16 protein-coding genes and 1 tRNA gene are annotated in these 13,812 nt (G+C 28.9%); 15 read left to right on the forward strand and 2 right to left on the reverse strand.

Going from position 1 to position 13,812, the window contains the following annotated elements; all coding sequences use genetic code 11:
* Window positions 1-26 precede the first annotated feature (26 nt).
* The 15 genes from VJY32_RS00920 to VJY32_RS00990 all read left to right on the forward strand — a co-directional run bounded on the left by VJY32_RS00920 (window position 27) and on the right by VJY32_RS00990 (window position 11,807).
* Complete coding sequence (locus tag VJY32_RS00920; protein ID WP_353675994.1) at window positions 27-542, forward strand: hypothetical protein; 516 nt, start codon at window positions 27-29, stop codon at window positions 540-542.
* Window positions 539-811: a hypothetical protein gene (locus VJY32_RS00925; RefSeq protein ID WP_353675995.1), complete on the forward strand. Its 273-nt coding sequence runs from the start codon at window positions 539-541 to the stop codon at window positions 809-811. Before VJY32_RS00920 ends, VJY32_RS00925 begins: the two co-directional genes overlap by 4 nt.
* Window positions 808-1,245 (forward strand): type II 3-dehydroquinate dehydratase, encoded by a 438-nt coding sequence (locus VJY32_RS00930; RefSeq protein WP_353675996.1) that lies wholly within the window; start codon window positions 808-810, stop codon window positions 1,243-1,245. Before VJY32_RS00925 ends, VJY32_RS00930 begins: the two co-directional genes overlap by 4 nt.
* A gap of 65 nt (window positions 1,246-1,310) precedes the next feature.
* Entirely contained in the window at window positions 1,311-1,679 is a 369-nt protein-coding gene (locus tag VJY32_RS00935) for a MerR family transcriptional regulator (protein ID WP_353675997.1), read from the forward strand.
* A gap of 1 nt (window position 1,680) precedes the next feature.
* A tRNA-Pro gene (locus VJY32_RS00940) sits at window positions 1,681-1,754 on the forward strand.
* A 276-nt stretch (window positions 1,755-2,030) separates the two neighbouring features.
* A complete protein-coding gene (locus tag VJY32_RS00945) occupies window positions 2,031-2,618 on the forward strand; it encodes a TetR/AcrR family transcriptional regulator (protein WP_353675998.1) in 588 nt (195 codons plus the stop codon).
* Between the two features lie 47 nt (window positions 2,619-2,665).
* Window positions 2,666-4,117 (forward strand): TolC family protein, encoded by a 1,452-nt coding sequence (locus VJY32_RS00950; protein ID WP_353675999.1) that lies wholly within the window; start codon window positions 2,666-2,668, stop codon window positions 4,115-4,117.
* 2 nt (window positions 4,118-4,119) lie between these two features.
* A complete protein-coding gene (locus tag VJY32_RS00955) occupies window positions 4,120-5,100 on the forward strand; it encodes an HlyD family secretion protein (RefSeq protein WP_353676000.1) in 981 nt (326 codons plus the stop codon).
* Window positions 5,101-5,169: 69 nt separating this feature from the next.
* Window positions 5,170-6,348 (forward strand): ABC transporter permease, encoded by a 1,179-nt coding sequence (locus VJY32_RS00960; protein WP_353676001.1) that lies wholly within the window; start codon window positions 5,170-5,172, stop codon window positions 6,346-6,348.
* Window positions 6,335-7,507 carry an ABC transporter permease gene (locus VJY32_RS00965; RefSeq protein WP_353676002.1) on the forward strand — a complete coding sequence of 391 codons (1,173 nt, stop codon included), beginning with the start codon at window positions 6,335-6,337 and terminating at the stop codon, window positions 7,505-7,507. The genes VJY32_RS00960 and VJY32_RS00965 overlap by 14 nt, the downstream gene beginning before the upstream one ends.
* A 185-nt stretch (window positions 7,508-7,692) precedes the next feature.
* Window positions 7,693-9,162: an amidophosphoribosyltransferase gene (purF, locus tag VJY32_RS00970; RefSeq protein ID WP_353676003.1), complete on the forward strand. Its 1,470-nt coding sequence runs from the start codon at window positions 7,693-7,695 to the stop codon at window positions 9,160-9,162.
* A gap of 2 nt (window positions 9,163-9,164) precedes the next feature.
* Window positions 9,165-9,743, forward strand: coding sequence for a CDP-alcohol phosphatidyltransferase family protein (locus tag VJY32_RS00975; protein ID WP_353676004.1), 579 nt, complete (start codon window positions 9,165-9,167; stop codon window positions 9,741-9,743).
* Window positions 9,740-10,666, forward strand: coding sequence for a signal recognition particle-docking protein FtsY (gene ftsY / locus VJY32_RS00980; protein ID WP_353676005.1), 927 nt, complete (start codon window positions 9,740-9,742; stop codon window positions 10,664-10,666). The genes VJY32_RS00975 and ftsY overlap by 4 nt, the downstream gene beginning before the upstream one ends.
* 3 nt (window positions 10,667-10,669) lie before the next feature.
* Window positions 10,670-11,599: a diacylglycerol/lipid kinase family protein gene (locus VJY32_RS00985; RefSeq protein WP_353676006.1), complete on the forward strand. Its 930-nt coding sequence runs from the start codon at window positions 10,670-10,672 to the stop codon at window positions 11,597-11,599.
* A 7-nt stretch (window positions 11,600-11,606) separates the two neighbouring features.
* Window positions 11,607-11,807, forward strand: a complete 201-nt coding sequence (locus tag VJY32_RS00990) for a hypothetical protein (RefSeq protein WP_353676007.1) — start codon at window positions 11,607-11,609, stop codon at window positions 11,805-11,807.
* A gap of 43 nt (window positions 11,808-11,850) precedes the next feature.
* On the opposite strand, the gene VJY32_RS00995 is transcribed toward VJY32_RS00990, so the two are convergent.
* Entirely contained in the window at window positions 11,851-12,696 is an 846-nt protein-coding gene (locus VJY32_RS00995; protein ID WP_353676008.1) for a PSP1 domain-containing protein, read from the reverse strand.
* Window positions 12,696-13,811: a DNA polymerase III subunit gene (locus tag VJY32_RS01000; RefSeq protein ID WP_353676009.1), complete on the reverse strand. Its 1,116-nt coding sequence runs from the start codon at window positions 13,809-13,811 to the stop codon at window positions 12,696-12,698. The genes VJY32_RS00995 and VJY32_RS01000 overlap by 1 nt, the downstream gene beginning before the upstream one ends.
* Window position 13,812 lies beyond the last annotated feature (1 nt).

Consider the following 13,812-nt stretch of genomic DNA (forward strand, 5'->3'; position numbering starts at 1 on the left):
ATTTTTTGATTAAAAATATAATGCATATGGAAAACTTAACCAAAATATCTAAAGTCTTTCTCTACTTTACATTACTGTTTTTTATTCTGTGGTTTGGAGGATATGTAGCACGCCATTTAACTATTTATCAATTTTTTGAACCAGAAAATCTTGAACTAAGAACAATATTTGATAGAATAACATTACAAAGTCATTTATATTTAATATTGCCATTAATTGTTTTTAATATTATTACTTATATCTTTTTCTTAATTTTCTTTATAATATTTTTATTCATCTCAAAAGTAAATTTAAAATTGGAAGGTTGGCTTTTAATAATAACACTAATCATTTTTGTTACAGCTCCATTTGAAATATTTTTATTAATAAAGGATTACGAAATTGCTAAAAGTATATTCTATAATTTAAGTGACGCTAATTCTATAATTAACATGCTTCGGGATAGAATTACAATTTTAAGTAGTTTTTCATTAATAGAAATCTTTTCTTATTGTGGGGTCTTATTTTTAATTATATTTCAACCATTAAGAAAAGTAAAATGAAAATTAAAGAGAAAGATTTTGAAAATATTTTACAGGATTTAAAACAGCTTGCAAATCAAATGGGAGCAAAAGTTCGTTTTGAGAGGGGAGATTTTAAGGGAGGGTATTGTATAATCAAAGAAAATAAAATTATTGTAATTAATAAACTTTCACCGCTTCAAAAGAAAGTTTTAATATTATCATCTGCACTTAAAGAACTTGGAATAGATGATATTTACCTTACACCAAAAATGAGAGAAATTATTGAAGAATTAAGTGAGAACTCATGAAATTTCTAATAATTAACGGACCCAATTTAAATTTACTTAAACTAAGAAATCCCGATTTTTATGGAGTTACAGATTTAAATTCAATTCAGGAAAATATTAAAAACACATTTCCTGATATTGAATTTACTTTTATTCAATCCTCAAATGAAAGTGAGATAGTAAAAATTATAAATGAAGTTGAAAATAATTATGATGGACTTTTAATAAATCCAGGAGGATTCTCTCATACAAGTGTAGCAATTAGAGATGCACTCGAAATTTGTAAAATACCAAAGGTGGAGGTACATTTATCCAATATTCAATCAAGAGATAAATTTAGAACAATTTCCCTAACAGCCTCAGTTTGTGATGGTTATGTAAGTGGATTTAAATCTTTAAGTTATATACTTGGAGTTCATGCGTTAATTGCTCTTACAAAAAATAATTTCAAATAATAGTTAATGTTGCTAATTAATGATAATTAATTTATTTTACTTCAAGTAAGTAAAAAGGTAATTGCATGAAGGACTTTGGCCTTAAAAAGTTATATTATTCAATTAGCGAGGTAAGCAAATTAACAGGACTTGAGCAATACATACTTCGATATTGGGAAACAGAATTTGAACAATTAAAGCCAAGTAAAAATAGGGCAGGTAATAGAATTTATACAAATAAGGATATTAAGCTTATTTTACAGATAAAGAAATTACTTCGTGACGAGAAATATACTATAGAAGGAGCAAAGAAAATTTTAGCAGGAATGAATTTTAGCTCAGACCAAACATCAAATAAAATAGAAGAACCAACTTCTATAAAAGAACCACCATCTCTCAAAAAGGATCTTGAGGAAATCAAACAAGTTTTAATCCAAATTTATAATACATTATAATCGGAACGTAGCGCAGCCCGGTAGCGCACTTGAATGGGGTTCAAGGGGTCGCGGGTTCAAATCCCGCCGTTCCGACAAATTATTTGATTTATGAAATTATTTTAAGCTTATTAATTTTATATAACCGAGATAATAATTTCGATTTTTACACGCTTAAATTGAATTTTTATTTTGATATTTTTATTTCCAATACGCAATAATTTTTAATTCAATCAACAAACCATAATATTAATTGTTTCTTTTTATCATTAATATTCACAACCTCATAAACTAAATTCATATCATTCCAATTGATAAATAACTTATTATTATTTATTATTGAATAGTAATTCATTATTAATTTGTAATTTAATGAGACGAAAAGAAGGAAATAAAGAACAAGATATAATCAATGCAGCGATTGAAATCTTTGCAAAAGATGGTTATCACGAAGCAAAGATTTCTAAAATTGCTGAGCTTGCAAATGTTGCAACCGGAAGTGTTTATCTTTACTTCGAAAGTAAAGAAGATCTGCTCGTTAAAATTTTCAGTGATTTATGGATTAAACTTATCTCGCTGGTTAAAACAATTAATGAAAGAGATGATTTGAGCTCGACGGAAAAACTGGAAGGTTTTATTGACACTGTCTTTGATGTTTTTACAGCAAATTCTAAACTTGCTCTGCTGTTTGTTAAAGAACAGCCGCATTTCCTGCAAGAGAAAGATAATAAACTTAATATCCTTTATAATAATTTTCTCGAAATTGGTGAGAAAATTCTTGATGACGGTGTTAACAACAATTCGTTTAACAAAAATCTTGATAAAAAGATAACCAAGAATTTTATTTATGGTGGAGTTCGACACCTTCTTCATCTATGGGCTTTAAGTCCGGATGAATATCCACTTAATAAAGTGCGTCAGGATATTAAATACATAGTTAAAAAAGGAATAAGAGTATAAAATTTTTTGCAATTTTTATGAACCGTTATTCATTTATGGAGTCTTTTATGAAAAAATTAATAATTATTCTGATTTTGATTAATACATTAATCTTCAGCCAATCAATTCAGCTTGAAGATGCAATTGATTTTGCATTAAAGAATAATCCGCAGATTAAGCAGTATGAAGCAAAATTAAATCAGAAAGAATATCAGAATCTTGAAGCACTTGGAAATTTTTTTCCACAAATAAATTTTAATTATTCTTACACTCATCTAAATAATCCAATAGGAATTGATTTAGAACCTATCCGGCAGGCGATGATTCAGCTTCAGGCAAAGAATCAGGTTGAATATGCAAATATTTATAATCTGCTTCAGGGAAATCCTCAACTAAGTGAGGCACAGCGTGGCATTTTATTCAATCAATATAGTAATCATTTGAATTCCTTAATTCCGCCGTTTACCAAAGAGTTAAAGAAGCAGGATTATAAAACAGCAACATTAGTGGGACTACAGCCAATCTTCATGGGAGGAAAACTCCTAGCTGCAAAGAAATATGCTTCACTGGATGAAGCTTCAGCTCAAAAGGAATTAAAACAAATTAAAGATGAAGTAACAAAAGAAGTAATTAAAAAATATCTCGCAGTTGTGTTGTTGAATGATGTAATTAAAATAAGAGAGCAGGTTGTCGAATCGGTTAAGAAACATCGTGATCGGGCAGATAAAATGCTGAAACAAGGAATTATTGCAAATCATAATTTACTTCGTGCCGAAGTTGCTTTGGCTGATGCTGAAAAAAATCTTTTTGAAGAAAAGAACAAACTCGAGCTTGCTTATCTGGCTTTGAAAAATGAAATGGGAATGGATCTGAATGAACAAATTACAGTTGATGACTCATTATTATTTAACGAGTTTAATGATTCCATCGAATCATTACTAAACCAGGCGAAGAATGAAAATAATATTTTGCAGCTGATTGAATTAAAGAAACAACAGGCAGAACAAAAATATAATGTTGAACGAAGTTCGTTTTTACCAACAATAGCAGCTTTTGGTAAGTATGAACTTTATCCTGAATATTTATCAGCTCTTGAACCTCGCTGGGCTGTTGGATTAACAATGAACTTAAACTTATTCAATGGATTGCGTGATTACGCGAAACTTCAGGCAGCAAATTATCTTATTGAAGAAGTGAACTCTCTTCAGAAAAATATTGAAGATAAAATTTCATTGATTGTGAATAAGAATTATAAAGACATTCTGAATGCGAAGGAAAATTTTCTTAGAAATAATCCAACTATTAGTCTGGCTGCAGAAAATCTTAGACTAAACGAAAAAAGATTTGAAACCGGTTTAGGAACATCGCTTGAAGTTGTTGATGCAAATCTAGCTTATGAAAAAGCATTGATTGATTCCAAATCATATTTGTTTGATTACTATTCAAATCTTACTGACTTATACACAACTGTTGGAAATCCACAAAAAGTAATTTCGATTTTGAAAAATAAGGAGAACTAAAAATGAAATTCAGAAAATACATTATCGTATTACCATTTATACTTGCACTTATCTCTGTGATTGTTATCTTAGTTCAATCCACCAAAAGCGAAGAAAAAGTTGTTACCGGATTAATCGAAACAACTACTGTAAATGTTGCTTCAAAAATTCCGGGAAGAGTTGAAGAAATATTCGTAAAAGAAGGCGATTTTGTTTCTAAAGGGCAAATACTTGCGCGACTCGAAAGCAAAGAGATGAATGCAAAAGTTGAACAGGCAAAAGGTCAGCTTGAAGCAGCAAAATTCAAATATCAAATGGCATTGAATGGCGCTCGTCCTGAAGAAAAAGAAGCGACTGAAAAATTATATCTCCAGGCAAAACATCAGTTTGAACTTGCGCAGAAAACTTATGAAAGGATGATGAATCTTTATCGCGATAGTTTAATTTCTGCTCAGGAAAAAGATGTGTATGAGTTTCAGTATAAAGCAGCTTTTGAGCAAATGAGTGCTGCAAAGTCAAAATATGAAATGGTTGTTAAGGGTGCGCGATATGAAGAAATCGAAATGGCAAAAGGTCTTTACTATCAGGCAGAAAATGGTTACAAGGAAGCTTTGGCTTATCAGCAGGAACTTGAAATAAAAAGTCCAATTGATGGTGAATTACAGAAGAAACTTGTTAATCAGGGCGAAATTATTTCAAGCGGCTATCCTGTGTTCTCAATTATTGATTCAAATGATTATTGGGTTACAATTCAGCTTAAGGAAGATGAAATGAACGGAATTAAAATCGGTGATGAATTTCTCGGAAAAATTAAAGCACTTGCTGACAGGAAAGTAAAATTTAAAGTCTACTACATTTCTCCAATTGGTGATTTCGCTAATTGGCGACCGACAAATCAAAAAGATGAATTTGATATCAGAACATTTGAAATCAGATTGAAGCCAACAGATCGAATAAAAGAACTTCGACCTGGAATGACAGTAAACATAATTCTAAACCAATAATAAACTCATACAAGATTCTCTGAAAAAATTTAGAGTTGATTTTGAAACTAAATAATTAAGAATAAAAAAATGTTAAAAGCTATTCTAAATATTGCAAAGAATGAATTAAATCAGATAAGAAACAGCAGAATAACCGTTTTTCTTTATTCAATATTTCCATTAATAATATTTCTTTGCTACTCGATAGTTTATCAGAATGAAATTATAAGAGAAATTCCTGTTGCAATCGTAGATGAAGACAAATCTGATTTATCAAGAACAATAATTCAGTTCATCGAATCTTCGCCATCAATGAAAATAGTTAGCTATTGCAATAATCAGGACGAAATGAAAGAGGAATTTCTCAAAGGTGAAATTCACGGTGCGTTTTACTTTCCTGCTGATTTCAGCTATAAAATAAAATCCGGAAAACAATCAGATGTAATAATGTTTATCAATGCAAGTAATTTGCTTATAAGCAACAGCATACTGAATGATGGCACAAAAATTCTCAAAACTGTTAATGCCGGAATTTTGCTGAAAAAATTTAAATCGAATGGAATGACTGAAAAACAAGCAATGAATCTTGTCAATCCGATTAAAGTTGAATCAAATATTTTATATAATTCAAACTATAGCTACATAACTTATCTGATTCCGGGATTAACAACTTTTATTCTGATGATGATTGTTATGATGGGAGCTGTTCCGATTATCAATCACAAATTGACGGAAAGTGAATTTCAGAATGAACTTTCAATAACGAATAATAAAATTTTCCCGTTACTTGTTGGGAAATCAATTCCGCACTTGCTTTTTCATTTTGCAAATGCTCTAATTCTTGTTGGAATTATATTTCCGCTGTTTCATATAAATGTAAAATCGTCGCAGTTTATTTTAATAATTTATTTATTCTTCTTTATCGTTGTAAGCTTCAGCTTTGGAATAATGTTATCATCCCTAATTCCCAAAAGATCATTTGCAACTGAAGTTGCACTTTTTGTTCTGACTCCTGCTTTCATTTACAGCGGATTAACATTTCCTCTTTGGGCAATGCCGGAGTTTCATCAGATAATTGCCAAGTTAATTCCATATACATATTTCCTTTCCGGCTTCATAAAACTTTATGAAATGGGTACAGGCATAATTTACCTCAAGAAAGAAATTATTGTATTATCAATTTTCTTATTCATTTCATTTGTTATCACAATGATTTCAATAAAAGTCAGATTAAATATTTTAAGAGAAAAATCAGATGAAAAAGATTAACTCAATCTTCGTAATAATTAAAAGAGAAATTGACTGGATAATTACTGATTTAGATTTGATTGCAATGCTTATTGTAGCACCATTGTTCTATTCTTTTTTCTATGGAACAATGTATATGAATAAAATTGAAACAGAAGTTCCGGTTGCAGTTTATGATGAAGATCGTTCTTTTGATTCTTATGAGTTTGTTGAAGACCTGAATGCTAATGCGCTGATAGATGTTAAATTCAACATTAACAATCCCGATGAGATTAAAGACAAGTTAATAAATGAAGAAGTTCAGGGTGTGATTTTCATTCCTAAGAATTTCGCCTCTGATTTGAAGTATAACAGAAGTGTAACTGTAAAAACTTTTCTGAACACACATCGTTTTCTTCATTCGAATGATTTGAATAAAGCGATAAATGAAGTTGCCTTAAATAAAGGTGAACAGATACGAATTCAGTATCTCAATTCAAAAAGTTTTAGTAATGATCAGGCAAAACAATTATCAACACCATTGAAAGATGAAACAAGATTGTTATTCAATCCCTCGGAATCTTATGGAGATTTTTTAATTCCGGCAATTCTTGTACTTGTTTTCCAGCAGACATTGTTTATGGGTTTAGGTCAGTCAATGGCAAAAGAAAATGAATTAAAGAAATTAAATGAACTTAAAACAATTTCAGCTTCTAATTCTGTTAATTCAATAATTGGTAAAGCCGGATTTTATTTAATCCTTTATCTTTCTTATGCTTTACTATTTTTTTCTGTTCATTTGGCAGTTTTCAAAATACCTTTTAACGGAAGTTATATTGCTTTTCTCGTAATGACATTGTTGTTGCTGATTTCGATTTCTTCAATTGCGATAATAATCGGAAGTTTCTTTACCAAAAAAGTTCACGCCTTAATTTTGATTTCATTTACTACTTATCCACTTTTCTTTTTCACAGGATATTCCTGGCCAAAATTTTCGATGCCGCTCATTGCACAGATGATTGGATATTTAATTCCCACAACGCCATATCTGCAGTCGTTAAATCGTATTGTGTTAATGGGATCTAAAATTGAACATATAATTCCAGAAATAATAAATATATTTTTGTTGACTTTGTTATATTTTTCAATCGCGTATTATGTAATAAAAAAGAAATTCTTAACTTTATATAATCTTCATTAACACATAATAAATCTATTTATTATGCTTTATAATTTCTCTACAAATAAAATTACGAATTATAAATTTTCATAAATGATTAAAAAATAATTTCATAATTCTTTCAATCTTAATTTCATATATTTTTAGTTCATTTTTATATAATCCACATTAAATTTATATTTCAAAACAAAAAATATTTTTTTATTATGAATGATAAACCTAAATGTTTTTGTGGTGTATTTGGTATTTTTGGTTGCAATGATGCAGCAATTAAAACCTATTATGGTCTTCATGCTTTACAACATCGCGGGCAAGAAGCTACTGGGATTGTAACAGCAGATATAAATGAAAAGGGAAGGAAAGTTTTTAATGTCCATAAAAATTTTGGACTTGTATCTGAAGTCTATAATCAAGAAATTTTCGAAAATTTATTAACCGGCAATGCTGCTATAGGACACAATAGATATTCTACAACAGGAGCAGCTGATTCTAAAAAAAATATTCAACCATTTGTTGTAAATTATAAATCAGGTAATATTGCAATTGCACATAATGGTAATTTAACAAATGCTAAAGCATTAAGAGAAAAACTTGTAGGAGATGGGGCAATATTTCAAACAACGAGTGATACAGAAGTTATACTCCATCTTATAGCAAGAAGCAAATTAGAAAATCAAACTGAGCAGATTATCGAAGCACTTCGGCAAATTGAAGGTGCTTATAGTCTGGTGATATTAACTGATGATAAATTAATAGCAGCTCGTGATCCTCAGGGTTTTCGTCCTCTTTCAATAGGGAAATTGAATGGTTCTTATATTGTTGCTTCGGAAACTTGTGCTTTTGATATCATTTCTGCTGATTATATTTGTGATGTAAAACCTAATGAATTGGTGGTAATTGACAACGAAACCTTGATAAATGGAAATATTAAATCGTATAAAATTCATTTTGAAAATAGGGAAATCAAACACTGTATATTTGAGTATATTTATTTTTCCAGACCAGATAGTAAAATATTTGGAGCAAGTGTTGATAAATTAAGAAGGAAACTCGGTAAAGTTTTGGCAGAAAAACATCCTGTAATTGATAAAGACGGAGATAAAGTAATTGTTATTAGTGTCCCTGATAGCTCAAATACTGCAGCAATTGGTTATCAAACTCAATTAGCAAAGCAGGGGATACCATCAAGATTAGAAATTGGTTTAATTAGAAGCCACTATATTGGAAGAACTTTTATATTGCCAGGACAAAAAGCAAGAGAGATTGGAGTAAAAATTAAATTTAATACCGTTAAAGGTGTACTTGAAGATAAAACAGTAGTTATTGTAGATGATTCTATTGTGCGTGGAACTACTTCAAAACAATTAGTTAAATTGCTTAGGGAAGCTAAACCTAAAGAAATACATCTAAGGATTTCTTCTCCTCCAATTATTAGTCCATGCTACTATGGAATGGATTTCCCATCTGCTAATGAATTAATTGCCAACAAATTTAACGGCGATATTGAAGCAATAAGACAGTATTTAGAAGTCGATAGCCTTGAATACTTAACAATTGATGAAATGCTTGAAGCAATGGTAGACCATTCAAAAGATAATTTTTGTACAGCATGTTTTTCAGGAAATTATCCCGTTCCAGTAGAATTAGGTTTGACAAAAGAAGAATATGATAATTAACTATGAACTTATTTCCCAAATATTTTTTTGAAAATATAATTAACATCCCAAATACTCTAAGTTTTTTCAGGTTATTATTATCAATACCAGCTTTTTATTTTCTTCAAAACTTAAACACAAGTCCTATTAATCGTAAATTAATTTTAGTAATCATTATCATTGCATATATCAGTGATTTCTTAGATGGCTACATTGCACGTAAAAAAAATTGCATTACTGAATTTGGAAAAATTATCGACCCATTAGCAGATAAACTTTTTATTATAATTATTGCTATTCAACTTTATCTTCAAAATGAAATTGTATCTATTTATTTCTGGATAATTTTTTTAAGAGATTTAATTATTTTTCTAGGTGGAATTTATGTAAGCAAAAAAATTGGGAAAGTTCTACCTTCAAATATGCTTGGAAAGATAACAGTTCTAACGATAGGTATTTTTTTATTCTTAACAATTCTTGGAGTAAATAAAATATTTTGGCTTTATAAAGTATTTTTTTATTTAAGTACTGCTTTAAGCATATTATCTGTAATAGGTTACTCATTAAGAGCTTATGAAACTATTAAACAGGTATCAAAATGAAATTATTTGGAAATATAAATTTCAAAAAACTAAAAGAAGGTTTAACAAAGACTCGCAATAACATATTCAATAAAATAACAGAGACAATTACAAGAAAAGCTGTTATTGATGAATCAACTTTAGAAGAAATCGAGGAAATTCTTATTTCAAGTGATATTGGAATTTCAACTACAGAAAAAATAATAAAAAAAGCTCGAACCCTATTACTTAAAGAATCCGAAAGAGATTTTGATAAGCTTAAAGATATTATAAAATCAGAACTATTGTCATTAATTAACATTAATAATAATGAACAATATGAAATAGAAAAATATAAGCCATTTGTAATTTTAATAATAGGTGTAAATGGTTCAGGTAAAACTACTACAATAGGAAAGTTAGCATACAACTTTAGGAACTCAGGGCTAAAGGTTACAATTGGTTCAGCTGATACTTTTAGAGCTGCTGCAAATGAACAATTAGAAATATGGGCTAAAAGAGCGGGAGTTGAGATAATTAGTTCTGAAACAAAAGACCCTTCTGCAGTAGCCTTTGATACTATAAAAGCTGCACAAAATAATCTTTCTGATATTGTTATTATTGACACCGCAGGCAGATTGCACACACATAAAAATTTAATGGAAGAACTTGGTAAAATTAAAAGAGTGATAAATAACTTATTACCTTACGCACCAAATGAAATTTTTTTAGTTATAGATGGCACTTCTGGACAAAATGCTTTATATCAAGTTAATGAATTTGAAAAATATTCAAAAATAACTGGCTTGATAATTACAAAATTAGATGGAACTGCTAAAGGTGGTATTGTTTTCCGAATAGCTTCCGAAAAAAATATTCCTATAAAATATATTGGAGTAGGCGAGGGGATTGAAGATTTACAAACATTCTCTCCTAAAGATTTTGTAGAAGCAATAATGAATTGAAAAATGAATAGAATTGGTGAAAAAAGTTATTTAATTCTTATTAATCCTGCTGCTGGTAACTGGCGTGGAGCAAAAGTAATTGATACAATCAAAAAATATTTGGCTAAAAAAAGAATAAATCATCATATAGAAATATCACAATCTCCTGGCCATATTAGTGAAATAGTAAGGAAATTATCAAAAAGCTTTACACACCTTATATCAGTTGGAGGGGATGGCACTTTAAATGAATTAATAAATGGGATAGATATTACTTCATTAAATACTATAGGCTTGCTCCCGATAGGGACAGGAAATGACTTCGCAAGAAATCTTAATTTATATAATGATATAAATCATAACTTAGATTTAATATTTAACAGTACTAAACATTATTCTTTTGATATTGGACAAAGTGTTATTTATGAAAATGGAAGCTCGATAAAAAAATCACATAGATTTATTAATAGTCTCGGAATTGGGTTCGATGCTTTAGTAGCTATGATTAATCAGAAATCAAAGCATTTATCTGGTTTAATTTCTTATCTTTACGCAGTTATATTAGCATTAATTAAAAGAAAAGATATTAATGTAGAAATTGAATTAGATAATAATAAAAAACTTTGTGGGAAAAAATTATTGGTAGCAATTGGCAATGGATTTACTACTGGTGGAGGTTTTTATTTAACTCCAGATGCTAAAATTAATGATAACAAATTAGATATTTGTATTATTGATTCTGTATCTACATTAAAAATATTAAATTCTCTTCCTAAGGCTTTGTTTAACAAATTAGATGAAGTAAAAGAAGCATCTTTATTAAAATTCACAAATGCAAAAATATTAATACAAGAACCTGCATTAATTCATACAGATGGTGAAATTATTTCAGAAAATGCTGAAAAAGTAGAAATCTCTATATTAAATAATGAGTTAAAAATAATATCAAATTAATATGTTAATGAAAAGACCAAAACCAAAAGAATTTGAGTATATCCCAAGATATTATGACCCTGATAAAGATCCAGAAGAACGACTACGACGAAGATTAGGATTTCAAAGAAAAAGAAGACATCGAATAAAAGGGAGGAGCCCAATATTCTGGTTGGTTTTATTATTGATAATTATTTATTTGTATTTAAAATTCGGTGGTGTTATTTAATAAACTATTAATTAGTTTACATAATATACATTATGTGCGTTTTTTATGTATCAACTTCAAATGAAAGGCAACATTTAAGCTTTCCACATGGACCACTTAATTTTCCCATACTTGAAAGTAAATTTTGTTCTGTCGCTAACTGAGTTGTGATTCTTTTGAAGCTGTTTAAGAATGCCGAGCAACAAAATTCACGGCCGCAAGTTCCTATGCCACCAATTTTCTTTGCTTCATCACGAACCCCAATTTGTCTTAATTCTATTCTTGTCTTAAACTCTGCAGCTAAATCTTTTGCTAATTCTCTAAAGTCAACTCTGCCGTCAGCTGTATAAAAGAAAAATAATTTTTTTCTATCAAACTGGAAATGAACATTAATTAGCTTCATCTCAAGATTATGTTTTTCAATTGATTTTTGAAATATTGGAATAGCTCTTTCTTCATCCGACAAATTTTTTCTTACTTTTTCTAAGTCATCAGAAGTACATTTTCTTACAACTTCAGGCAAAGGTTCATCTATTAATCCTAAAGAACTTCTTTTGAGTCTGACAATTTCACCTAATAACTTAACCTGTGCAATTTCTAAGCAATCGTCTTGTTTCACAATTATAAAATCTTCTGGATACAAATCTTCAGAAAATTCAGGTGGAACCATACAAAAATTACAACTTAATAAACCATTACATTTAACTTCAATAATATTTCTTTTATCAAATGGGACTTTTTGTTCTAATACATTATTACAATAAAAACAACTGCTGACATTAGCATTGAAATCATAAAGTTTCTTTATTATTAAAGATTGGTAGCTATTATGATTTTTCTTATCATTAAGATTTTTTTCTTTAATAAGAGTTATATTTTCTGAATTAGGTAAATTTATATGAGACACCATTAATTCCCAATTGATAATGAAGCTAATTCAAATATAAGATTAAGCGATAATACATTCAAGTTTAGATTTTTATCGCAGTTTTCTTCGAGTAATTCTAATTTATTATATAATTCAATTATGTTTGCATTCCCAAATTTCAGATTAAATTTATCAATTGTATCTCTATAATCTTTGAAATAATAATTATTATTTTGAAATTTCCCTTTCATTACATCATCAAGCCATACTTTTATCAAACTAATTATAATTTTCAATTCCTCGTGAGAATTATAAGACATAGAAGCAAGTAATTCCTGATAAGCTGTTGAATATCTTTTCCCAATGCTATATCTAAGAATTGAGATTACTTTTTCTAACAATGTATCAAAGTCTTTTTCAATTAATAAAAGTGCTTTTTGAACTGAACCATCAGAAAAATGTGCGGCTTTCTTTGAAGTATCGACATCAATATTAAAATAATCAGTTAATATTTTTTCTACAGCTATCTCACTTAATGGATTAAAATTAATTATCCAGCATCTCGATTGAATAGTTGGAAGTAATTTATCAATGTTAGAAGTTATTATGAAAAAAATTATACCATCTGGTGGTTCTTCTAAATTTTTCAATAATGCATTTTGAGTTTGTTCATTCATTAAATCTGCATCCAGAATAAAAATAAATCTTAATGGTGCATCTTCATATTCATATTCAATAAATTTTTTTATTTCTCTAATGCTGTTTATCTTAATTGTATTAGCATCTTCCAAATAAATTTTATAATAAGGATTTAGAATTTTTTTACTTAATTCTGTTTGAATTAATTCTATTTGTTCTTTTGTTAATTTATCTATTGAAGAATCTTCGGATGTTTCTCCTTTGGCTCGTGGTAAAGGAAAAATTAATTTAACAAATGGTTCTTGGAGGTTTTCTATTTTTTTTATTGCATTTAACTTAATAGACTCAGGGTAACTTGAATATAATATTTGAGCATACTGAAGTGCTGTAAAATATTTTCCAATTCCTTCCAAGCCATTAAAAATCAAGGCGTGTGGTACACGCCTTGATTCGAAGAAGTTAATTAATATTTCTTTAGCCTGACTTTGCTCTATTACATTACCCCAGTCGTAATTCATA

This window comes from Rosettibacter primus (assembly GCF_036860675.1).
Taxonomy (GTDB): domain Bacteria; phylum Bacteroidota; class Ignavibacteria; order Ignavibacteriales; family Melioribacteraceae; genus Rosettibacter; species Rosettibacter primus.